General features: G+C 71.6%; 21 protein-coding genes. 12 read left to right on the top strand and 9 right to left on the bottom strand.

The genetic code is table 11. The features are described 5' to 3' along the window. Positions 1–3 precede the first annotated feature (3 nt). From ACLJT4_RS06355 to ACLJT4_RS06340, 4 genes are all read right to left on the bottom strand, one after another. Positions 4–2127, bottom strand: coding sequence for a YcaO-like family protein (locus tag ACLJT4_RS06355; RefSeq protein WP_411121372.1), 2124 nt, complete (start codon positions 2125–2127; stop codon positions 4–6). Between the two features lie 88 nt (positions 2128–2215). Then, positions 2216–2335: an azolemycin family RiPP peptide gene (locus ACLJT4_RS06350; RefSeq protein WP_020930782.1), complete on the bottom strand. Its 120-nt coding sequence runs from the start codon at positions 2333–2335 to the stop codon at positions 2216–2218. A gap of 402 nt (positions 2336–2737) precedes the next feature. Next, positions 2738–3235, bottom strand: coding sequence for a hypothetical protein (locus ACLJT4_RS06345; RefSeq protein ID WP_411121371.1), 498 nt, complete (start codon positions 3233–3235; stop codon positions 2738–2740). A 28-nt stretch (positions 3236–3263) separates the two neighbouring features. Then, positions 3264–4049, bottom strand: a complete 786-nt coding sequence (locus ACLJT4_RS06340; RefSeq protein WP_411121690.1) for a DUF2127 domain-containing protein — start codon at positions 4047–4049, stop codon at positions 3264–3266. Between the two features lie 631 nt (positions 4050–4680). Here ACLJT4_RS06340 and ACLJT4_RS06335 point away from each other — a divergent pair. The 5 genes from ACLJT4_RS06335 (at position 4681) to ACLJT4_RS06315 (ending at position 8349) form a co-directional block, all read left to right on the top strand. Further along, complete coding sequence (locus ACLJT4_RS06335) at positions 4681–4845, top strand: hypothetical protein (RefSeq protein WP_016574699.1); 165 nt, start codon at positions 4681–4683, stop codon at positions 4843–4845. Positions 4846–4900: 55 nt separating this feature from the next. After that, positions 4901–5194 carry a Dabb family protein gene (locus ACLJT4_RS06330; protein WP_016574700.1) on the top strand — a complete coding sequence of 98 codons (294 nt, stop codon included), beginning with the start codon at positions 4901–4903 and terminating at the stop codon, positions 5192–5194. A 264-nt stretch (positions 5195–5458) separates the two neighbouring features. Further along, positions 5459–6268 (top strand): RNA polymerase sigma factor SigF, encoded by an 810-nt coding sequence (locus ACLJT4_RS06325; RefSeq protein ID WP_411121370.1) that lies wholly within the window; start codon positions 5459–5461, stop codon positions 6266–6268. A gap of 190 nt (positions 6269–6458) precedes the next feature. Beyond that, a complete protein-coding gene (locus tag ACLJT4_RS06320; RefSeq protein WP_411121369.1) occupies positions 6459–7298 on the top strand; it encodes an RNA polymerase sigma factor SigF in 840 nt (279 codons plus the stop codon). 253 nt (positions 7299–7551) lie between these two features. Then, positions 7552–8349, top strand: a complete 798-nt coding sequence (locus ACLJT4_RS06315; RefSeq protein WP_411121368.1) for a hypothetical protein — start codon at positions 7552–7554, stop codon at positions 8347–8349. A 42-nt stretch (positions 8350–8391) separates the two neighbouring features. Here ACLJT4_RS06315 and ACLJT4_RS06310 read toward each other — a convergent pair whose 3' ends face one another. Further along, complete coding sequence (locus tag ACLJT4_RS06310; RefSeq protein WP_411121367.1) at positions 8392–9030, bottom strand: GntR family transcriptional regulator; 639 nt, start codon at positions 9028–9030, stop codon at positions 8392–8394. A 159-nt stretch (positions 9031–9189) separates the two neighbouring features. On the opposite strand from ACLJT4_RS06310, the gene ACLJT4_RS06305 reads away from it, so the two are divergent. Then, the gene (locus tag ACLJT4_RS06305) at positions 9190–9666 is read left to right on the top strand and encodes a VOC family protein (protein WP_411121366.1); all 477 of its coding nucleotides are present in this window, start codon (positions 9190–9192) and stop codon (positions 9664–9666) included. Positions 9667–9749: 83 nt separating this feature from the next. Here the strand turns inward: ACLJT4_RS06305 and ACLJT4_RS06300 are convergent, their stop codons facing one another. Both ACLJT4_RS06300 and ACLJT4_RS06295 read right to left on the bottom strand, forming a co-directional pair. Beyond that, positions 9750–9971 carry a DUF397 domain-containing protein gene (locus ACLJT4_RS06300; RefSeq protein WP_411121365.1) on the bottom strand — a complete coding sequence of 74 codons (222 nt, stop codon included), beginning with the start codon at positions 9969–9971 and terminating at the stop codon, positions 9750–9752. Beyond that, positions 9968–10855, bottom strand: coding sequence for a helix-turn-helix domain-containing protein (locus tag ACLJT4_RS06295; protein ID WP_411121364.1), 888 nt, complete (start codon positions 10853–10855; stop codon positions 9968–9970). Before ACLJT4_RS06295 ends, ACLJT4_RS06300 begins: the two co-directional genes overlap by 4 nt. Before the next feature lie 380 nt (positions 10856–11235). Here ACLJT4_RS06295 and ACLJT4_RS06290 point away from each other — a divergent pair, with 380 nt between their 5' ends. Beyond that, a complete protein-coding gene (locus tag ACLJT4_RS06290; RefSeq protein ID WP_411121363.1) occupies positions 11236–11595 on the top strand; it encodes a hypothetical protein in 360 nt (119 codons plus the stop codon). A 354-nt stretch (positions 11596–11949) separates the two neighbouring features. On the opposite strand, the gene ACLJT4_RS06285 is transcribed toward ACLJT4_RS06290, so the two are convergent. Next, positions 11950–12183, bottom strand: a complete 234-nt coding sequence (locus ACLJT4_RS06285) for a hypothetical protein (protein WP_411121362.1) — start codon at positions 12181–12183, stop codon at positions 11950–11952. A gap of 435 nt (positions 12184–12618) precedes the next feature. Here ACLJT4_RS06285 and ACLJT4_RS06280 point away from each other — a divergent pair, with 435 nt between their 5' ends. The 3 genes from ACLJT4_RS06280 to ACLJT4_RS06270 all read left to right on the top strand — a co-directional run bounded on the left by ACLJT4_RS06280 (position 12619) and on the right by ACLJT4_RS06270 (position 16905). Further along, positions 12619–13101: a MarR family winged helix-turn-helix transcriptional regulator gene (locus tag ACLJT4_RS06280; protein WP_411121361.1), complete on the top strand. Its 483-nt coding sequence runs from the start codon at positions 12619–12621 to the stop codon at positions 13099–13101. A gap of 29 nt (positions 13102–13130) precedes the next feature. Next, positions 13131–15740, top strand: coding sequence for an MFS transporter (locus ACLJT4_RS06275; protein WP_411121360.1), 2610 nt, complete (start codon positions 13131–13133; stop codon positions 15738–15740). A gap of 322 nt (positions 15741–16062) precedes the next feature. Continuing rightward, on the top strand, positions 16063–16905 hold the full coding sequence (locus ACLJT4_RS06270) for a YceI family protein (RefSeq protein ID WP_411121359.1): 843 nt from the start codon (positions 16063–16065) through the stop codon (positions 16903–16905). A gap of 83 nt (positions 16906–16988) precedes the next feature. Here the strand turns inward: ACLJT4_RS06270 and ACLJT4_RS06265 are convergent, their stop codons facing one another. Beyond that, positions 16989–17816: a TrmB family transcriptional regulator gene (locus ACLJT4_RS06265; protein WP_411121358.1), complete on the bottom strand. Its 828-nt coding sequence runs from the start codon at positions 17814–17816 to the stop codon at positions 16989–16991. Between the two features lie 497 nt (positions 17817–18313). Here ACLJT4_RS06265 and ACLJT4_RS06260 point away from each other — a divergent pair, with 497 nt between their 5' ends. Both ACLJT4_RS06260 and ACLJT4_RS06255 read left to right on the top strand, forming a co-directional pair. Next, entirely contained in the window at positions 18314–19558 is a 1245-nt protein-coding gene (locus ACLJT4_RS06260; protein WP_411121689.1) for a S8 family serine peptidase, read from the top strand. Between the two features lie 189 nt (positions 19559–19747). Further along, a complete protein-coding gene (locus ACLJT4_RS06255; RefSeq protein ID WP_020930778.1) occupies positions 19748–19906 on the top strand; it encodes a hypothetical protein in 159 nt (52 codons plus the stop codon). The last annotated feature ends 211 nt before the right edge of the window (positions 19907–20117 follow it).

Below are 20117 nucleotides of genomic sequence, written 5' to 3'. Positions count from 1 at the left end.
GTGTCACAGGAACGGCAGTGGCCAGGGGTTGAGTTGGTCCTCCGTCAGCGCGGTGGCGCGCACGCCCATCGCGACCGGGGCCTGGCGGACGCGGGGGCCGCCGCGCCGGTGGAAGTCGCTGCGCAGGGTGAGCGGGCACAGGCCCGGGACCACCGTGCGGACCACGCTGACGCCGCATTCGGCGACGTCGATGGGGGTCAGGTCGACGGCGATCGCCTCGTGGCCGCGGGCGGCGAGCCGGCGGACGGCCTCGGCGACGTCGTCCTGGAGGCTGCCGGCCGGCCGAGCAGCGGGCAGCGGGTGCAGCGGCCCGTCCGCCCAGAAGGCCAGGTGGTGCTGGCGGTCGGGCGCGCAGTAGTAGAGGCAGAACTCGCTCAGGCTGCTCAACGCGGCGTCGACCGCCGGCACTTCGCCCTCTTCGAGCCAGATGCCGGCGCCGGTCCGGCACAGGCACGCCTCCTCCAGCGCGCCCAGCAGCGCGGTGTGCGGGTCGAGGTCGGCGCGTGCGGCGTGCACCACGACCGGCCGCTCGGCGGTGCCCCCGGCGAACCGCACCGCGACGGCCGGGATGCCCAGGTCGGTGGTGAGGTCCTTGCAGGTGACCGTCGCGCCCTCGGCGGTGATCCGGTCGACGATGCGCCGGGCGGACCCGTCGGGCAGGCCGGTCAGGTCGAGGCCGGGCAGCGTCAGCCGGTTCTCCCAGAAGACCAGGGTGGCGTCGCGTTCGACGCTCTCCATCAGGCCGCCGAGCACGGCGTGGTGGTACGAGCCGCCGGCGGCTAGCCCGGTGGAGATCGGGTCGAACCACGGCTTGTGGGCGCGCGGGAAACGGTAGGGCAGGTAGACGGCGCAGGCCGGGACGTACCGCGGGCGGCCGGTGGTCAGGGACGTCCCCGCCACCCAGTCGATCGGCACGGCCGGGTCGAAGGGGGCGTAGCGGCGCTGGGCGGCGTACTCCTGGTCGGAGCCCAGCGGCAGGCTGCGCGGGTCGACCGCGGCGTCGCCGAGTTCCGCGAGGGTGGCGCGGACCAGCCGGTCGGGGTCGTACACCCCGGCCGCGTACCGCTCCATGGTCTCGCCCACCGCGCAGACCCGGGCGTTGACCGGGTCGCTCTTGACCGCGCCGCCGCGGGCTTCGGCGGCCACCGGGGAGAACCACGTGGTGGTGGTCATGCCGGCGGTGCGCGCATAGGTGGTGCCGTCGGGGCCGCTCGGCTCGTCCACCCGGAGTTCGGGCACCAGCCCGGTCAGCGGGTCGACCGCGCCGCGCATCAGCCGCCAGCTCTCCGCGACGTCCACGGCGGCCGTCCCGTCCCGTTTGGGGGGCACGGCGGCGCTCGCGCACGCGGGGCAGCCGGGGGTGTGGAACAGGGCGTGCCCGGTGCGCTCCCAGGTGGCGTGGTCGAGTTCGGTCAGCTCCGGGGGCCCGGTGGGTGCCTCGGGGGCGGCGAGGGCGGTGAGCACCGCGTGGGCCACCGCGCCGGCCGCGACGGCGGTGGTCGGCCACGCCTCGCTCTGTGCCGCGCCCAGCAGCAGGTCCAGCGGCAGTCCGGCCACCGGCTGCCAGGTGTGGTTGGCCCGGATCCGCCGCACGAGGCAGACCGGGCAGGGCGTGCGCGGGGGGCTGAGGGTGGCGAGCAGCAGCCGGGTGGGGGTGCTGAGGTACGTCACGAGCGGTGTCCCGCGGTCCAGCACCAGGGCGGTGCGGCGGAGCAGTTCGTCTTCGGGCAGGCCCAACGGGAGGACCACCGCGGCCGGTTGGTCGGTGGTGTCGGCCGGTGCGGTCCGCACCCCGGCCCTTTCGAGGAGGGCGACCGCCTCGGTGGCCAACGGGCCGTCTCCCACGACCACGACCGGCCGACGCCCGCGTTCGGCGCCGGCCCCGTAGAGCGGGTGCGGCAGCCGGCCGTCCCCGGGGTGGGCCAGGCCGCGGGCGTGCAGGCCCTCGGCCACCCGCTCGGGCACCGCGTCGAGGGTGACCGTCCGGTGGTCCGCGTCGTCGGTCGGCAGCTGGACGGGGACCCGCAGGGTGCCGGTGCTCGCGCAGACGTAGAGGTGCCGGCCACGGCTGACGAGCCGGACGTCGCGGCGGAGGGTGAGCGGGGCGGGGGGCCGGGGGGTTTCCAATGCTGTCCGCCTTCGGGAGCCGTGGGGTGGGGGCGCGAGATGTGCCTCCCGGCCGGTTCGTCCGCCGGCCGGGAGGCACGTCTCGCCGTTACTCCGCCGACTCCGTGTCGTCGTATTCGGTGACGAAACAAAGACAGCTGTGGCCGGCGAAGGCCGTCTCCGACTCCGGAATGGCCATCTCCTCGAACAGGTCGTCTTCCTCGGCCATGACGATTCCCCTTTCCGTGGATTTCCCAATTACCCCATGAGTCACACCCGCCAACACTCCGGGTGAGCGCTCGACAACCATTGCCGCGGACCCGGGTAATCCTCGTCAAGAAAAACCGATGAAATGACTCGATTCCCCATTAGTACGATAGTGCGACGCATTTCCTTGCGCTTCGCATACGCCTCTGAGCTGGCACTTCTCCCGACGGCGCGGTCACTCACGAAGACCTCCGGCGGCGCAAGTGCGCGAACCGGCCGCCAGCCGGCGACACCCCCTTTTCAGTCACCCAGAAATTCCCGGGAAAATCGCACGCAAAACGAAAACGGGGGCGGTCGGAGTCCGTTGTGGACTCCGACCGCCCCCGCAGTGCGCGGACGGCGCAGAAGCAATTGACGTGATCCGTCAGTCCCGGCGGCGGAAAGCCTTCCGGATGAAGTGAACGATCAGCCAGATCAACAGGATCACGATGACGATGATGACCACGACGATCACGATCAGGAAGACGCCGAGCTTCTTGAAGAAGCCCATCTTCTTTTTCTTCGGCTTGTCGTGGGACGTGAAGGACGCCTGGTGCGTCACCTGGCGGTGGCTGCCGTGCGTGCTGTGCGTGCTGTGCGTGCTGTGCCGCCACTTCGCGGGGGCCGCGGCGGCCGCCTCGACGCGCTCGGCGTCGACGGCGGTCGTCCGGGCACCCGACGCGGCGTGCGGGGCGGCCACGGCGGCCGGGCGGGCCGCGGCGGCCTCGGACAGTCCGGCGGCGGCAGCGGGGCCGGCAGCGGCGGCCACCATGCCGAACAGCAGCGCCAGCACCACCATCGGGCGGCGCCCCCAGGTCCGGCGGACGGGTGCGTGCGGCGAACCGGACTGCCGGTGCGCGGAGTTCGTGTGCTTCGGTCGCATGGGTTGCATTCCCCCTCGTACGGTGCGTTCAGCCATTATGGGCGGGCGCGGGCGCGGACACCCCGGCGGACGTCTCGACCTCCATCAAGGAGGCGCTGTGCCGCTCCTCGTCGAAGGCCGCGCGACCGCCCCGCAGGCCGAACAGCCGCTTGGCGACCGCGATGTAGAGCACCGCGAGGATGTTGATGACCAGGGTGGCGATCTTGAGCCAGCTGACCTTCTCGGTCAGCTCGTAGATCTCCAGGGGCAGGAACGCCGCGGTCGCCACCACCGCCAGGTACTCCGCCCAGCGCTGGGACCACCACAGGCCCACGCCCTCGACGATCTCCACCAGGGCGTACGCCAGCAGGAGCCCGGCCACCAGCAGCAGGGTGGAGTGCTGGTAGCCGAAGGTCTTCCGGATGGTGTCGACGACCGGGGAGTGGTCCAGGTCGTAGTGGAAGTGCACGGCGACCGGACGGACCACGTCCAGGTTCTTGTCGAAGAACTGGCGGACCGCGTCCTGGCTGTTGCTGAACTGCCAGACGGCGAGCGCCGCCAGCACGACGAACAGCCCGCGCAGCGCCCGCTCGACGGCCAGGAACCGCAGGATGAACAGGTCCCGCAGCGCCTTCCCGCGCGGCACCAGCGGGGCGTCGCAGGCCGGCCCGGAGCCGTGCGGCTCGCCCAGCACGAAGTCCCCGCAGCGCAGGCACCGCCAGGCCGTCCCCAGGGCGGTGCCGGCGTGCAGTCTCTCTTGGAGGTGCGTCTCGTCCGGGAGATAGGTGATGTGTCCGCGCCGCGCACAGGTGCGCCGGTTCCAGTCGATCTTCACCGTTGGAGCCCCGTGTTCCTCTCGTCGTCCCGCGCGGACCGTCGTGCCGCGGCGGTCGGCCGCCGCGGCGCGGGTCCGCGCTCCGTGCCGGGTGATTGTCGCGTACATGCGGGAATCGCCGGCGTACGGGGATGCCTTACGGACAGAGGGACGAGAAGAACGGTCCTGAGGTTGCCGGGACGACGGTCCGGACTGGTGCGCGCGCCCGGCGCACGGGGCGCGGGGGCGTTGGCCGGGGGAGGCGGGCCAGGGGGTTGGATCCGCCTCCCCCGATGAGGACCGGCCCCGATGTCCACGCCGCACCGTCAGGGAACGCGCGACGCGGACCCCGCAGTGGGGCGCTGGTCCCGGGGCCCCTGCGGATTCCTGCCAGACCCGCCGTGACCCGTGCCTCCATCCTGCCGCCCGCGGGCCAACCCAACAGCCGGGCGAAGGACCCTCCTTGGTGGGCCTTTGGTCCATAAGACCCGCGTGAAGGGCAGGGCCGGACGGCCCGCACCGCCTGCCCCGCTCGAACACCTGTGGTTACACTCGCCCGACCGCACCGGCAACCGGAGCGGCCACGGGGGCCAGGGGGCCCACGGGGAACGCCGTAGGGGCACAGGGTCCCGCCGCAGGGGAGACGGAACTGATGGCGACAGCGAAGAAAGTGGCGTTGTACCTGGTCGTCATCTTCGTGCTCTGGACGATCATCGCCACCCCCAAGCGGGCCGCCGGGCTGGTCCAGATAGGCTTCGAAGGCATCTCGACCGCCGCGCAGAGCGTCGGCCAGTTCATGACCCAGCTGGTCAGCTAGGTCCCAGTCGGCCCGCCGGACCGGCTGCGCATCATCCCGCCGCACGGAGGCCGCCGTGATCCGCCACCTGGTCCTGTTCAAGCTCAACGAGGGCGTCTCGCGCGACGAGGAGCGCGTGCAGGCCGGCGTCCGCGCCTTCGCCGCGCTGGAGAAGGAGATCCCGGAGCTGACGTTCTGGGAGTGCGCCTGGAACATCACCGACCGGCCGATCGCCTACGACTTCGCGATCAACTCGGCCGTCGCCGACACCGACGCCCTCAAGCGCTACATCGAGCACCCGGCCCACCAGGCGGCCGCCGCCCAGTGGCGCGAATTCGCCACCTGGGTGATCGCCGACTACGAGTTCTGACCCCGGCCGGCGCCACCGCGCCGCCGCCGGCGTCCCGGCCCCCCGCCCGCCCGGACGGGGGGCTTCGCCATGCTCCCGGGCCCCCCACCGCACCCCTGTCGCGCGCAACCCGCGCGTGACCCGCGCGCGACGCCAACTCTCTCTTCAACACGGCGTTATGGGGTGCTTGCACACAGTGCACATGTCTTGTGATGCTATGACCGCTTTTGCCGGATACATGCGATACGCGATACATGCTGCGATACATGCACTGTGAAGGGTGGCGTGACCGTGACGGCCCGTACTGCGCCCAAGGCTCCGGCCCGCGAGAGCCGTAGCGCGGACACCCGGGCGCTGACGCAGGTGCTCTTCGCGGAGCTGGCGGGCCTGGCACCCGGCACCCCCGAGCACTCCCGCGTCCGTGCCGCACTGATCGAGGCCAACCTCCCGCTGGTCCGCTACGCCGCGGCCCGCTTCCGCAGCCGCAACGAACCCATGGAGGACGTGATCCAGGTCGGCACCATCGGCCTGATCAACGCCATCGACCGGTTCGACCCGGAGCGCGGCGTGCAGTTCCCCACCTTCGCGATGCCCACCGTCGTCGGCGAGATCAAGCGCTACTTCCGGGACAACGTCCGCACCGTGCACGTCCCGCGCCGCCTGCACGAGCTGTGGGTCCAGGTCAACGGCGCCACCGAGGACCTCACGGTGCTGCACGGCCGCTCCCCCACCACCGCCGAGATCGCCGAACGGCTGAAGATCGGTGAGGACGAGGTGCTGGCCTGCCTGGAGGCGGGCCGTTCGTACCACGCCACGTCGCTGGAGGCCGCCCAGGAGGGCGACGGGCTGCCCGGCCTGCTGGACCGCCTCGGCTACGAGGACCCCGAACTGGCCGGCGTCGAGCACCGGGACCTCGTGCGGCACCTCCTCGTCCAGCTCCCGGAGCGCGAGCAGCGCATCCTCCTGCTCCGTTACTACAGCAATCTGACGCAGTCCCAGATCAGTGCGGAACTCGGGGTTTCGCAGATGCACGTGTCCCGGCTACTGTCGCGGAGCTTCGCCCGACTGCGATCCGCAAACAGGATCGACGCCTAACCGGCACGGGCGACCCGTTCCTGCACGGATATGTCGACAAGACGCTACAGCGCGTTGCCGACATGTGACATTCTGCTGGAACCGCGTTTGCCGTGGTGCTGCCTCCGGTATTCAGGTGGAGGCATAACTCCTCGGTCCGCCCTGGGCCGGGGACGCCGCAGCGACCCGTCCGCGACCTCAAGGGGGTGGCATGTCCGTAGAACTGGGCAGCTCGAAGGTGCTTCCCGCGATTCCCGCGCCGGCACCACACGTGCATGACGACGTCGACGCCATCAACACCCGCTCGCTCTCCCGGTCCCTGTTCCTGCGGCTCGCCACGCTCGACAAGGACTCCGCCGAGCGCGCGTATGTGCGCGACACACTCATCGAACTGAACCTCCCGCTCGTGCGTTACGCGGCCGCGCGCTTCCGCAGCCGCAACGAGCCGATGGAGGACATCGTCCAGGTCGGCACCATCGGTCTGATCAAGGCCATCGACCGTTTCGACTGCGAACGCGGGGTGGAATTCCCGACGTTCGCGATGCCGACCGTGGTCGGCGAGATCAAGCGCTTCTTCCGCGACACGTCATGGTCCGTGCGCGTCCCGCGCCGCCTCCAGGAGCTCCGTCTGGCCCTCACCAAGGCCAGTGACGAGCTCGCCCAGAAGCTGGACCGCTCGCCCACGGTGCCCGAACTCGCCGTGTGCCTGGGGGTGTCGGAGGAGGACGTCGTCGACGGCCTGGCGGTGGGCAACGCCTACACCGCCTCCTCGCTCGACTCGCCCTCGCCCGAGGACGACGGCGGCGAGGGCTCCCTCGCGGACCGCCTCGGCTACGAGGACAGCGCGCTGGAGGGCGTGGAGTACCGCGAGTCCCTCAAGCCGCTGCTGGCCAAACTCCCGCCCCGGGAGCGCCAGATCATCATGCTGCGGTTCTTCGCCAACATGACGCAGTCCCAGATCGGCGAGGAGGTCGGCATCTCCCAGATGCACGTCTCCCGGCTGCTCACCCGCACGCTGGCACAACTCCGGGAAGGTCTGATCTCGGACTGAGGCACGGTCCGCCGAGGGCCATCGGCGAGCGCCGATCCGGTCGCTCGGCGGACAGCAACCAAGACGACGGCGCGCCCCCGCGCGACGCCCGACTCCGCCTCCACCGGCCGCGTGCCGTGACTCCCGTGATGCCCCCACCCCTTCGGCCCCGCGCCGACCCTTCGCGCGGCGCAGCCCTGCGCTCCGCCGCCCTTCTCTTCTGATGGTTCGTCAGCAACACTGTGCCCAGCTACCGCTGGGAGGTGTCCGCACCATGCGACGGACCACGCCTGTTGCCTACGTCGCCACCGCCTCGGCGGCCGTGTTCTGCCTGGGCGGCGTCCTCACCGGCTGCGGCAGTGCGGCCGGATCCGGCTACGCCGCGGTGGGCGCGGCAGGCCCCGCCGACCCGAGCGCACCCACGAGACCCGCGCCTCCACGGGGCGGCGTCGAACTGACGCCCCTGGAAGGCGGCGGCGCCACCGGCCCTTCCGCCTCTCCCGGCTCCCCGGGCTCATCCGGCCCTTCCCGCCCCACCGCACCGGGCACCACCGGCACCACCCCGCCCGGCACACCCGGCGCGTCCGACGGCTCCGGCACCCCGCCCTCAGCCCCGCCCGGCTCAACGACGGGTCAGGGCGGCAATCCTCCCGGCACCACGACCCCCGCCCCTCCCGGCGGTTCACCCGCACCCGGACCCGGCGGTTCCACCACCCCCGAGCCGCCCGCCCCGCCCTCCCCCACCATCCCTGCCGGCCCCAACGCCCCGTCCGGCCTGGTCGTCGGCAAACCCGTGCTCGCGGACACCGACGTCCGCTGGTGCCAGCGGGTCACCATCGACTTCCTCAACACCGGCCAACACCCGGTCACCGCAGGCACCGTCACCTTCGGCAGCCACGTCATCGGCGCCCTCGGCATCGACTGGGCCACCCTCGACTCCACCCGCGACCTCCCGCTCCCCCTCCCTCCCGGAAAACCGGCGACCGGCACCTGGCGGGTCTGCGTGGACGCCTGGCGCGTACCGCTCGGCATGCACCTGGACACCAAGGACGTCACGTTCAAGTGGCAGTGAGCGGGCGGTGGTTCACGACCTACGACGGCCGGCCGGCCACCGTCACGCCCGCACGTCGTATTCGAGGACGTACGCGGCCGAGTCCAGGACCATCTCGTTGACCTCCACCGCGCGCCCGCCGTCCGCGAAGGCGGTGCGGACGATCACGATCACCGGCGTACCCGTACCGAGCCGCAACCGGTCCACCTCCCCCTCGGACGGCATCCGACTGCGGACCTCCTCCCGGAAGTGCACGGGCGCGCTACCCAGTTCGGCCAGGCGCGCGTAGACGCCGCCGGGTCCGGTGTCCTCGTCGACGACCGCGGAACCGGCCACCAACGCGGCGGGCAGGAAGCTCGTGGCCCACAGCACCGGCTTGCCGTCGAGGACGAACCGACGCCGGCGCACGCACACCGGCTCCTCCGATGCCATGCCGAGCACGTGCGCGACGGCCGCGGGCGCCGGCTCCTCCGTGACGGCGACCCGGTCGACGACCAGCTCCCGCGCCCCGACGTCGGCCGACCAGACGGACCGCCCCGCTCCCCACCACTCCCGCGCGAGCCGCTGGACGCCACGGCGGCGCAGCAATGGCGGGGCGTCCCGGAGGGCGGCGTCGGCCTCGTCCCACCCCTCGGCGCGGTCTCGGTACTGCGGCTGCGGCTGCGGCTGCGGCTGCGGCTGACCCTGCTCCTCGGCGTTCATGCGCCCTCCTCGCGGGACTGGGGACCTCGTCGGCGGATTCGTACCCGAATGGCGATGAGTCCGGCACCGCGCAACGGTCGATACAGAGGACGGCCCCCGGGCCGCCGATACACCGATCACCGTCAGCCGGCCGTCCGGCCCCGTCACCAGGAGCGCGTCATGCCGAAGATCACCCCCAACCTCTGGTTCGACACCCAGGGCATGGAGGCCGCCGAGTTCTACTGCTCGGTCTTCCCGAACTCGGAGATCAAGAACGTCACGCACTACACGGAGGGCAGTCCGCGCACGGCCGGCACGGTGCTGACCGTCGAGTTCGAACTGGACGGCCGGGAGTTCATCGCGCTCAACGGCGGACCGCAGTTCACCTTCGACGAGGCCATCTCCTTCGTCGTCGCCTGCGCCGACCAGGAGGAGATCGACCACTACTGGGCCAAGCTCTCCGAGGGCGGCGAGGAGGGCCCCTGCGGCTGGCTGAAGGACAAGTACGGGCTGTCCTGGCAGGTCGCCCCGGACGGAATGGCCGACATCCTGAACGACCCCGACCGGGCCCGAGCGGCCCGCGCGATGCAGGCCGTGATGGGCATGAAGAAGCTGGACATCGCCGCCATCAGGGCGGCGGCCGACGGGAAGGGGTGAGCCGCCTGGCGGCTACACGGTAACGGCCCCCGGAATTCGCCGTTTTGGGGGCCGTTCGCTTCGGTGGCAGGTGGTCGACCGGGTCAGCTGCCTGCGAACTCCCCATGCCTGACGGCGGATACGAAGGAGGCCCAGCCGTCTGCCGGGAAGACGAGGGTCGGCCCCTGCGGCACCTTGCTGTCGCGGACCGGGATCGCCTCGGCCGACGCGAAGCTCGGGGAGATCTCAATGCACTGGCCTCCATTGGAGGCGCTGTACGAGGACTTGACCCAATCGGCGTCGGTGAGATCGATGCCTGCGCTCATGAGGCGTACTCCTTGTGCAGTTTCTTGACCATGGCAAGCGAATGGTCCGGGGGCAGCGCGTGCGCCCTCAACCGTTCGTAGTGACCTTCACCCTCCGCGACGATCGCCCCCTTGTCGAACAGTTTGCCCCCTTGCGGCCCGTCCGCATAAAGGGCCGTAGGGGCGGAGTCGAACACGAGCAGGGTGAACGGTGCCACATGCGCCGCTGCCGCCCCCGCCGCGAAGGTGATCACCTGGATGTCGATGTCAGGGCTTTCAGCCGAGTCGATCAGGTGCTCCAACTGGCCCGCCATGACAGCGGGACCTCCTACGACCGTCCGTAGGCACGTCTCGTGGATGACCACCCACAGTGCGGGCGGATTGTCTTTCGCCATCACTGCACGACGCCTTAAACGAGCATCGACCTTGCCCTGAAGCACTTCCGCCCGTGCCTGCGGGTGTCCCGCACGGAAGATTGCATGGGCGTACGCCTCCGTCTGCAAGATGCCCATGATTGCGTAGACCGAGTAGTCCTGGATGCGGATCGCCTTCTTCTCCCGCTCCAGGTAGTGGACGAACCAGCTCGGATGGTCCCCCTCGTCGATCCGCTTCAGCAAGCCCGCGAACAGGCCGTTCGTCCCGAAAGCCAGGTCGCACCCCTTGGCGAACCTCATGCTGGGCATCTGCTTCCCGGACTCGACCATGCTGACGTACGCATCTGTGTAGCCCGCAGCCTTACCCAGGTGCTTCTGCGTGAGCTTGCGCCCGAGCCGTACACGCTTCACATCCGCCCCGAAGCGCTGAAGGGGATTTAACGTCTCCGGTCCGCTCGTCACTTCCAACCCTGTGACCTCCAACAATGGCGCCCTGACGGGGATCTCAAGGGATGACAAACCAAAGAACATCCACTTAAGTCCACCTAGCCTATTGGAAGTTAGGTGGCATGGGTGACCAAATGGCTACACCCGGTAAGCGAACGAGGGGCCGGGCCGACGCCAGACCATCCGCCACACACAAGACCCCCGCGACCGTTGCTGGACGGCCCGGGGGCGTGGCCCTCAACCCTCAGGAGGTTGACGACAGTGCCGCACACTATCCGAACGATCTTCGAAATTCTGCTGTGCCTGTTACTGCCCGCCCGCGGCTGTCACCGGGCGGGCGGCGCGGGGCCCACCGCGCGTCGGGAACGACGCGTGCAGCGTGGTCGGCGGCGGGAGTTGTGGCTGGCGGTGCACGGGGTCGACGTCGGGCCGCGTCGGCTGCACGGGGTGGAGGTGGCGGCGCGATGAATGCCATCGAGGGTGCGCGGTTGCTGCCGTGGACCAGTTGGGACGGGAAGCCGTGCTATCTCCTGCGCGGCAACGGGATCGGGTACGTCTCCCGGCTCGCCGACCGGGTCGAGGCGGAGCAGATGGCCTCGGCGGCCGAACTCGTCGAGGACTCCGGCCGGGTGCTCACCGAGCGTGCGTGGACGCCCGGTGAAATCCATCTGTTGGCAGTGGAGTTGAACGCTCACCTCGCCAAGGTGCTGCGGGTGTCGGAGAGTCGGGGTGCCCGTCTGCTGTTCCTGGAGGGCGACTTCGATGAGGACGACGAGGACGGCGGAGGGAGCGGCGGAGGGTTCGAGGCTCCGCCCGTCGCGTAGGTCCGCCCGTCGCGTAGCGCGGAGCGGGTGGGGCGTTGGGGGGCGTAGGGCTGGACCGCCCCCGCCCCAGCCGCAACTTCCCCCGACCGGAAAGGTCCTGAGCCGGGACGGCCCCCGTCCCGTCCGTACGCACGGACTCAGCGCACGGTCCGGTCCGTCCTGCGGGGAGCGTCCCGGGCGCTCCCCTGAAGGGTGCCGCGGCGGGTCCGCCCGCGCGGTGAGGGGAAACGGTCCCGCCCGGTGGGCATGAGCGACGGGCGGGGCCGGCCCACGGTGGCGTGTCGGGTGGGCCCGGCGGTCGACCGGGCCTCGGGGCCGGGGGCGGCGGGTGAACTCCCGCCGCCCGTGGGGGCGTCAGCCCAGCGCCAGCCAGGCCGCGCCGGCCACCACCACGAGGGCGACGATGACGCCGACGATCAGGCCGACGCGCGGGCCGGCGGACGCCTGCTGGGGCGCGGGAGCGCGGCGGCCGCCCTGGGGGGCGCCGCCCTGCGGTGCGCCGCCGTCGTCCACGAAGGCTTTGAACATCTGCGTGCTGCCCGCCGGGTCGTAGTTGCCCTCGGCCTGGTTCTGCGGGTTGGTCGCCATGGGGAAGGACCCTAGCGAACCCCGGGCGTGGGGGCACCCTTGGGGCGCGTATCCTCCGCGTGCACACGCGGGCGCGGCAGACAGGGGCGCCGGGATCCCGCCTACGGAACGCATACCCCCTGGTCACAGAGCGCAGGCGGGGCGTCTACGCGGGGATGCGTGACGCGTACATGGCGTGAGCGTTCGGGGTGGACACGGGGGGACAGGGCCGCACAAAGGCCGCGCGGGTGCCGGACCGACCCCTCCCTACCGCATTGACCAGCACCTTTACGCTCCAAAACAGGTTTCTTGGGATTTCCATGGGTAACGCTTTGCCTTTTCCATGCCCTTCGGGCCGCCAAATCGTTTGCCTTCAGCAACCAACTTTGCCTATGGTTGCCCCAAGCAACAAAACAACCGCGTAGGTTGCGCAGGTGAAGAGGCATGGAGGAGCCGGTGGCCGCTCACAGTCAGTACGAAGAGCTGGCCCGGCAACTCAGCGCCATCGGGGCCGTCAAGCGGGAGATGGGGCGGATCCTGCCCCAGGACTGCCCGCCGGCGTCGGCCGGAGTGCTCACGCTCCTCGACCGGCACGGCGAGATGCGGATGAGCCAGCTGGCCGAGCTGCTCGCGATCGACATGTCGGTGACCAGCCGGCACGTCGCGCACATCGCTGAGCGCGGCTGGATCGAGCGCGAGCCCGATCCGGCGGACAAGCGGTCGCGGCTGCTGCGGCTGACCCCGAAGGGCAGGGAGCTCCTGACGGAGCTCTCCGAGCGCTACACACAGACGCTCGCCCGGTACTTGGACGACTGGACCGACACCGACGTCGGGCACCTCATCGAGCTGCTCGCCAGGCTCCGCACGAGCTTCGGCGACTGCCGCACCCGGGCACATCACGACTCCCCCTCCCCCACCCGCACCCCCGCAGCCGGATGAGCAGCGAAGCAAAGGAAGTAAGGAACTACATGGCTACGACCTCACCAGCAGGTGTGCGGGGCGGGCATGCCAAGCATGGGGGCGGCCACGGCGGCTCCCACGACGGCCCCATGACACACCGTCAGATCATGGAGGCGCTGTCCGGGCTGCTGCTCGGCATGTTCGTCGCCATCCTGTCGTCGACGATCGTCTCCAACGCGCTGCCGCACATCATTCACGACCTGCACGGCGGGCAGAGCGCGTACACCTGGGTCGTGACCGCGGCGCTGCTGGCGATGACCGCGACCACGCCGCTGTGGGGCAAGCTCTCCGACCTGTTCAGCAAGAAGGCGCTCGTCCAGATCGCGCTGATCATCTACGTCAGCGGTTCGGTCATCGCGGGCCTGTCGCAGAACACCGGGATGCTGATCGCCTGCCGTGTGGTGCAGGGCATCGGCGTCGGTGGCCTGTCGGCGCTGGCGCAGATCGTCATGGCCGCGATGATCTCCCCGCGTGAGCGCGGACGGTACAGCGGCTACCTGGGCGCGACCTTCGCGGTCGCGACCGTCGGCGGACCGCTGCTCGGCGGCGTCATCACCGACACCAGCTGGCTCGGCTGGCGCTGGTGCTTCTACGTCGGCGTGCCGTTCGCGATCATCGCGCTGATCGTGCTGCAGAAGACCCTGAAGCTCCCGGTCATCAAGCGCGAGGGCGTCAAGGTCGACTGGCTCGGCTCGTTCTTCATCGCCGCCGCGGTCACCCTGCTGCTGGTGTGGGTCACCCTGGCCGGCACGAACTACGACTGGATCTCCTGGCAGACCTTCGCCATGGTCGGCGGTGCGGTCGTGCTCGCGGTGATCTTCGTGATCGTCGAGTCCAAGGTCGAACAGCCGCTGATCCCGCTGCGGTTGTTCCGCAACAAGACGATCACCCTGGCGACCATCGCCTCGCTGTGCGTCGGCGTCGGCATGTACAGCGGCACGGTCTTCTTCTCGCAGTACTTCCAGCTGGCCGAGGGCAAGACCCCGACGATGTCCGGCATCATGACCATCCCGATGGTCATGGGCCTGTTCCTCGCCTCGATGATCTCCGGCCAGATCATCACCCGCACCGGGCGCTGGAAGGTCTTCCTCGTCAGCGGCGGCGTGCTGCTCACCGCGGGCCTCGGCCTGCTGGGCACGCTGCGCGCGGACACCCCGTACTGGCACGCGGCCATCTACATGGCGCTGATGGGCCTGGGCGTCGGCATGATGATGCAGAACCTGGTCCTGGCGACCCAGAACCAGGTCTCGCCCCAAGACATCGGATCCGCCAGCTCGCTGGTCACTTTCTTCCGTACCCTCGGTGGTGCGGTGGGCGTCTCGGCGCTCGGCGCAGTGCTCGCCAACCGCGTCACGCACTACGTGACCGACGGCCTGACCGCCCTCGGTCCCAAGGCCGCCGCGGCGGCGAGCCACGGCAGCACCGGCGGCGGCATTCCGGACCTGTCCTCGCTGCCCGCCCCGATCCGGTCGATCATGGAGGACGCGTACGGGCACGGCGTCGGTGACGTCTTCCTCTACGCGGCTCCGTTCGCCCTACTCGCCCTGCTCATCACCCTGTTCATCAAGGAGGTCGCCTTGCGCAGCAAGTCCGGTACGGAGCGCAGCCTCGCCCAAGACGGCGACAGCGACGCGTCCCAGACCCCCGCGGCCGCCGCGGCACCGGCCCCGCTCACCGCGTCCGCCCCGACGTCCGCCGCCGCGGTCGAGGAGCGGGAGCCCGCCCTGGTGGGTGCCGCCCCCTCCATATCCGACGACGACGGCCTGCACACCCCGTCCTGGGCCAAGCCGGCCCAGGCGACCCAGCCCCTGGCCGCCTACGCCTCCGCCGGCGGCGGCGACGCCGCCCCGGTCGGTCCCGCGGTGCACGGCTTCGTCCGCAACGGCGAGGGCCACCCGGTGCCCCGCTCCGCCGTCACGCTGATCTCGCTCAGCGGCCGGCAGTTGGGCCGCTCGGTCGCCCAGGCCAACGGCTCGTACGCGCTCCAGGCGCCCGGCGCCGGCTCCTACGTCCTGATCGCGGCGGCCGACGGCCACCAGCCGCAGGCGTCCACGGTCGTCATCGGCGACGCGCCGCACGCCTACGACATCCTGCTCAGCGGCACCAGCGGCCTGGTCGGCCTGGTCCGCAGCGCAGTGACCGGCGAGGTGGTGGGCGGCGCGATGGTCGTCGTCACCGACGTCCGGGGCGAGGTCCTCGCCACCGGCCTGACCCCCGCCGAGGGCACCTTCGCCTTCGCCGAACTCACCCCCGGCACCTACACCGTGGCGGTCAACGCGGCGAACTTCCGGCCCACCGCCCAGCCCGTCGAGGTCGGCGGCCAGGGCACCACCCGGACCGAGGTCGAGCTGCTGTCCGGCGCCCGGGTGCAGGGCGTCGTGCGGGCCGGTGCGGACCGCACCCCGCTGGCCGACGCCCGGGTCACCCTGGTCGACGCGGCGGGCAACGTCGTGGCCACCTCCACCACCGGTGCGGACGGCGCCTACGCCTTCACCGACCTGGACGCCGGCGACTACACGGTCATCGCGAGCGGCTACCCGCCGGTCGCCTCCGGCCTGGCGATCAACGCCGGCGGGGTGGACGGCTACGACGTCCAGCTCGCCCACCCCGGGGACTGACCCCGGACCCGGGCCCCGCGACCGCGGCGGCCCGGGCGACACACCCCGGACCGGGGCGCGCGTTGAGCGGAGGCGCGCCCCGGACCGGACCCGGGGCTCCGGCGGCGGCGCTGCGCACAGGCAGGGGACGGCCTGCAGCGCCGCCGCCGGAGTCCGACCCCCACCGACCGGCCGGGGAACGGTACGCACCGAGGCCGGACCGGGACACCCGGGCCCGCAGGGCCCGACGGACCACACGCTCACACGGACACACGCACGGACAGGCACGGCACGCACCAGCACCACGCGGTACGCACCGGCACTGAACGGGAGAGGCACGCACATGACTTCGACGGGCGCGGGAGCTGCGGGAGTACGGGCGCAGGTCCGCACACGGGACGGCTGGGCGGTACAGCACGCCGTACTGACCGTCACCGACATGACGGGCGCGCAGGTGCTGCGGGCCTCCGCCGACGAGGAGGGCGTGGTGCGCAGCGCGGAGCCGCTGCCGGCCGGCCCCTACACGGTCATCGTCACCGCGGTCGGCTACGCACCGATCGCCTCCAGCGCGATCGTCACGGCCAGCGGCCGGATGGACGTCGGCAACGTCACCCTGGCCCGCCAGGGCGGCGTGGAGCTGCCCCCGCCGGGCCCCTGGACCATCGACCCCATGCACTCCACCGTGGCGGCGGTCGCCCAGCACCTGGGCATCTCCAGCGTGCACGGCCGCTTCACCGAGTTCAGCGGCCGGATCGACATCGCCGAGGACGTCGAGAAGTCCCGCGTGGAGGCGGTCATCAAGGCCGCGTCGATCGACACCGGCAACGGCATGCGCGACGGCCACCTGCGCAACGAGGACTTCCTCAACGTCGAGGTGTACCCGCAGATCACCTACCGCAGCACGGGGATCGAACCGGCCGGCCCGGACCGCTGGACGGTGCACGGCGACCTCTCGCTGCACGGCGTGGTCCGCCCCGTGGACCTCGACCTCAGCTACCTCGGCACCGGCCCGGACCCGTGGGGCGGCGTCCGCGCCGCCTTCCGCGCCACCGCGGAACTGCGCCGCGAGGACTTCAAGATGAACTACAACCAGGTCGTGGCCGCCGGCATCGCCGCCATCGGCACCACCCTGAAGGTGGAACTGGACATCCAGGCCGTGCAGGGCGACAGCCTGCCCATGGCCTGAGCGGCGTCCGGACGCGGGTCCGTGCGCGTCCGCGCGAAGGGGCGGGCCCCGGCGAGTTCTCTCGCCGGGGCCCGCCCCTTCGGCTACGACCGGAGCGCCTCGCGTGGCTCGGGCGCGGTGGCGGCGGTCTCCCACACCGTCAGGAAGGCCAGCCGCAGACAGGCCGCGAGCGCCGGGTGCTCGATGACCAGGGCGGTGGTGGAGTCCCCGCCGGCCACCGGGTCGGGCATGTCGCACAGCACCAACGAGGCGTCGGCGATGACGAGTTTGAGCGGCAGGTCCGCGGTGAAGCGGGCCTCCTCGCCGGCCTCCGCGAAGCTGCGGACGTTGGCGAGCATGCCGGCGTCCTCCAGCGCCCCGGAGGAGTAGATGGCGCGGACGGTGCCGCCGGCCCGGTGCAGGCGGCGGGCGGCCGTCATGCCCTCGGCGTTCTCCGCGGGGGCGACGAACGGCGGCTTGCAGAAGCTCAACAGCTCGTGGCGGGCCTGGCGTTGGATGTCGGCGAAGCGTTCGGCGATGGCCGCCGGATCGCGCAGGACCTCGACGTAGTCGAGCGGGTCGCTGTGCCGGCGGCCGTCCGCCCAGAGCGGCTGGAGGGAGGTGGCCAGCGTGTCGGAGGCGCGCTCCAGCCGCTCCAGGGACTCGCGTTGCAGCGCCACCAGCCGGGCCACGGCGAGTTCGGGCGCGACGGCCGAATACGTCGCCACCCGTCCTGGGTGCGCATTGGCCAGCCGCCGCCGAACCAGCGCGTCCAGCACGTCGTACACCCGCTGGCGCGGCACGTCGGCCTCGCGCGCGACCTCTGCGGCGGTGTACGACTCCCGTCGGATCAGGGCGAGATAGACCCGTGCTTCGTAACGGGCCAGCCCCAGCGCGACGAGGTTGCCGACCGCGTCCTCTTCCCACTCCATGACGCACCAAGGTATCGGGCCGCGCCGCCCGGCGGGTCGGTGTCCGGGAGGCCGCCAAAAGCGGACCAGGAGAAGGCTTTGCCGTAACCGGGTGTCCCTTTGACGGTGTGTTCACTACTTTCCTCATAAGCCACCACTGACCGGGGTGGCACCCATCGAGTGCATGTGCGCGACGCACCACCGGAATTGCCCGGAGTCCACGGGGGGCCGGACGTCATGCCCGCGACGTGACGGGGGACCGTGCGGGGGGCTGCACCTCACCCCTCCGCCCGCTTACCTGTCATGTCCGTGACATGCCGCCCGGACCGCGCGACGCCACGACTCCGGTCCCCACCCGCACCACCGGCACCACCGCGTTTCAGCACCGCACCCGCACCCCCCACCCGGCGCCCTCGGACCGTCGGTCGCCGGCCCCCTCTCCCCCCACGGAGGTCATTCCCTTGCCTTCCCTGCGACAGCGCACGGCGGACAGCGACAGAGCGGACCGCACCGGAGGGCTGGCGCGCCGCGGCGTCCCGGCCCTGCTCTCGGCGGCCACCCTCGTCCTCGGCGGCCTGATCGCGGCCGCCCCGGCGGGCGCCGCGCCGGCCCCGGCCGCCCCGCACGCGTCCCCCACCGCGTCGACGTCCACCACCGTCCACACCCACCGTCTGTGCTCGGAGCCGACCAAGCCCGGCTACATGGCGTGCAACGCGGTGGCCCGCACGGACGTGAAGCAGAGCCTGTCCCTCGGCCGCCACCTCACCCCGTCCGGCTTCGGCCCCAGCGACCTGCAGAGCGCGTACAAGCTGCCGAAGACCGGCGGTTCGGGCCAGACGGTGGCGATCATCGACGCCAACGACGACCCCAACGCCGAGAAGGACCTGGCCACCTACCGCAAGCAGTACGGCCTGCCCGACTGCACCACCGCCAACGGCTGCTTCAAGAAGGTCGACCAGAACGGCGGCACCAAGTACCCGGCGCCGGACTCCGGTTGGGCCGGCGAGATATCGCTCGACGTCGACATGGTCAGCGCGGCCTGCCCCTCCTGCCACATCCTGCTGGTCGAGGCGAACAGCGCCAACATGGACGACCTGGGCGCGGCGGTGAACCGCGCGGTCACCATGGGCGCCAAGTTCGTCTCCAACAGCTACGGCGGCGGCGAGGACTCCACCGACGCCACCTCGGACGAGAAGTACTTCAAGCACCCGGGCGTCGCGATCACCGTCAGCTCCGGCGACAGCGGCTACGGCGTCGAGTACCCGGCGGCCTCGCAGTACGTCACCGCGGTCGGCGGCACCTCGCTCAAGAAGGACAGCAGCACGCGCGGCTGGAGCGAGTCGGTCTGGGGCACCAAGGCGGGTGGCGAGGGCGCCGGTTCCGGCTGCTCGCAGTACGACGCCAAGCCGTCCTGGCAGAAGGACACCGGCTGCGCCAAGCGCGCCGTGGCGGACGTCGCCTCGGTCGCCGACCCGGCCACCGGCCTGGCGGTCTACGACAGCTACCAGGCCACCGGCTGGAACGTGTACGGCGGCACCAGCGCCGCCGCCCCGTTCATCGCCGGCGTCTACGCCCTCGCGGGTGCCCCGGGCGCGTCCGACACCGCGGCCTCGTACCCGTACACCCACGCCTCCGCGCTGAACGACGTCACCAGCGGCGCCAACGGCTCCTGCTCGCCGGCGTACCTCTGCACGGCGGGCAAGGGCTACGACGGCCCGACCGGCCTCGGCACCCCGAACGGCACCGCGGCCTTCACGAAGTGATCCACCCCCCGGTGGTCTGACCCGGCTGCGGTGCGGTCACCCGACCGCACCGCAGCCGGCCGACCGCCCCACCGACCGTCGCAGTCCGGTGCCCGTCCGACGAACCGGACTGCGACCCGCAACCCGTGGGCCCGGACCGTTCCCGACCGGTCCGGGCCCGCACCCGTACCGACCTGGTGGCGGTGTGAGATGACCCAGTCGTGCCCGGTGCGCCAGCCCCGGCTCTGCGGGGCGACCCGACCGGAGGACAGCAACAACCCGCGGCCCTGCGCCCGGACCGAACACCGCGGGGGCCAGCACATCGACCGGCAGGGCGTCGCGTGGTCCGAGCGGATCGAGGCGCGGTAGCAGGCGGCGCGGCACGCCGTACGGGCGGTGCGGGACCCCCGGCGCGCCGGAGAGCCGGAGGAGCCGCGCGCCGGGTCGGCTCGGCCCGGGCCCCCACACGCTGCCGGATTTCGTCCGCGGTTCACTCCCTGGAGGCACGGAAGACGGCCGGCTGGCCGATGCGGGCCGCGAAACCCCGAGATGCCTGCTCGGGTGGAGCGCAGTGATCACT

Origin of the sequence: Streptomyces sp. x-19 (assembly GCF_046549115.1) — a bacterium.
In the GTDB taxonomy this organism is placed as follows: Bacteria; Actinomycetota; Actinomycetes; order Streptomycetales; family Streptomycetaceae; genus Streptomyces; species Streptomyces albulus_C.
The sequence above is the reverse complement of the archived record's forward strand: the minus strand, read 5'-3'. Positions and strand labels throughout refer to the sequence as shown.

Excerpts from the sequence above, each read along its gene's own strand:
- ACLJT4_RS06350 (WP_020930782.1), bottom strand. The coding sequence starts at position 2,335 with ATGGCCGAGGAAGACGACCTGTTCGAGGAGATGGCCATTCCGGAGTCG.
- ACLJT4_RS06345 (WP_411121371.1), bottom strand. The coding sequence starts at position 3,235 with ATGCGACCGAAGCACACGAACTCCGCGCACCGGCAGTCCGGTTCGCCG.
- ACLJT4_RS06335 (WP_016574699.1), top strand. The coding sequence starts at position 4,681 with ATGGCGACAGCGAAGAAAGTGGCGTTGTACCTGGTCGTCATCTTCGTG.
- ACLJT4_RS06320 (WP_411121369.1), top strand. The coding sequence starts at position 6,459 with ATGTCCGTAGAACTGGGCAGCTCGAAGGTGCTTCCCGCGATTCCCGCG.
- ACLJT4_RS06315 (WP_411121368.1), top strand. The coding sequence starts at position 7,552 with ATGCGACGGACCACGCCTGTTGCCTACGTCGCCACCGCCTCGGCGGCC.
- ACLJT4_RS06310 (WP_411121367.1), bottom strand. The coding sequence starts at position 9,030 with ATGAACGCCGAGGAGCAGGGTCAGCCGCAGCCGCAGCCGCAGCCGCAG.
- ACLJT4_RS06305 (WP_411121366.1), top strand. The coding sequence starts at position 9,190 with ATGCCGAAGATCACCCCCAACCTCTGGTTCGACACCCAGGGCATGGAG.
- ACLJT4_RS06300 (WP_411121365.1), bottom strand. The coding sequence starts at position 9,971 with ATGAGCGCAGGCATCGATCTCACCGACGCCGATTGGGTCAAGTCCTCG.
- ACLJT4_RS06295 (WP_411121364.1), bottom strand. The coding sequence starts at position 10,855 with ATGTTCTTTGGTTTGTCATCCCTTGAGATCCCCGTCAGGGCGCCATTG.
- ACLJT4_RS06290 (WP_411121363.1), top strand. The coding sequence starts at position 11,236 with ATGAATGCCATCGAGGGTGCGCGGTTGCTGCCGTGGACCAGTTGGGAC.
- ACLJT4_RS06285 (WP_411121362.1), bottom strand. The coding sequence starts at position 12,183 with ATGGCGACCAACCCGCAGAACCAGGCCGAGGGCAACTACGACCCGGCG.
- ACLJT4_RS06275 (WP_411121360.1), top strand. The coding sequence starts at position 13,131 with ATGGCTACGACCTCACCAGCAGGTGTGCGGGGCGGGCATGCCAAGCAT.
- ACLJT4_RS06270 (WP_411121359.1), top strand. The coding sequence starts at position 16,063 with ATGACTTCGACGGGCGCGGGAGCTGCGGGAGTACGGGCGCAGGTCCGC.
- ACLJT4_RS06265 (WP_411121358.1), bottom strand. The coding sequence starts at position 17,816 with ATGGAGTGGGAAGAGGACGCGGTCGGCAACCTCGTCGCGCTGGGGCTG.
- ACLJT4_RS06255 (WP_020930778.1), top strand. The coding sequence starts at position 19,748 with ATGACCCAGTCGTGCCCGGTGCGCCAGCCCCGGCTCTGCGGGGCGACC.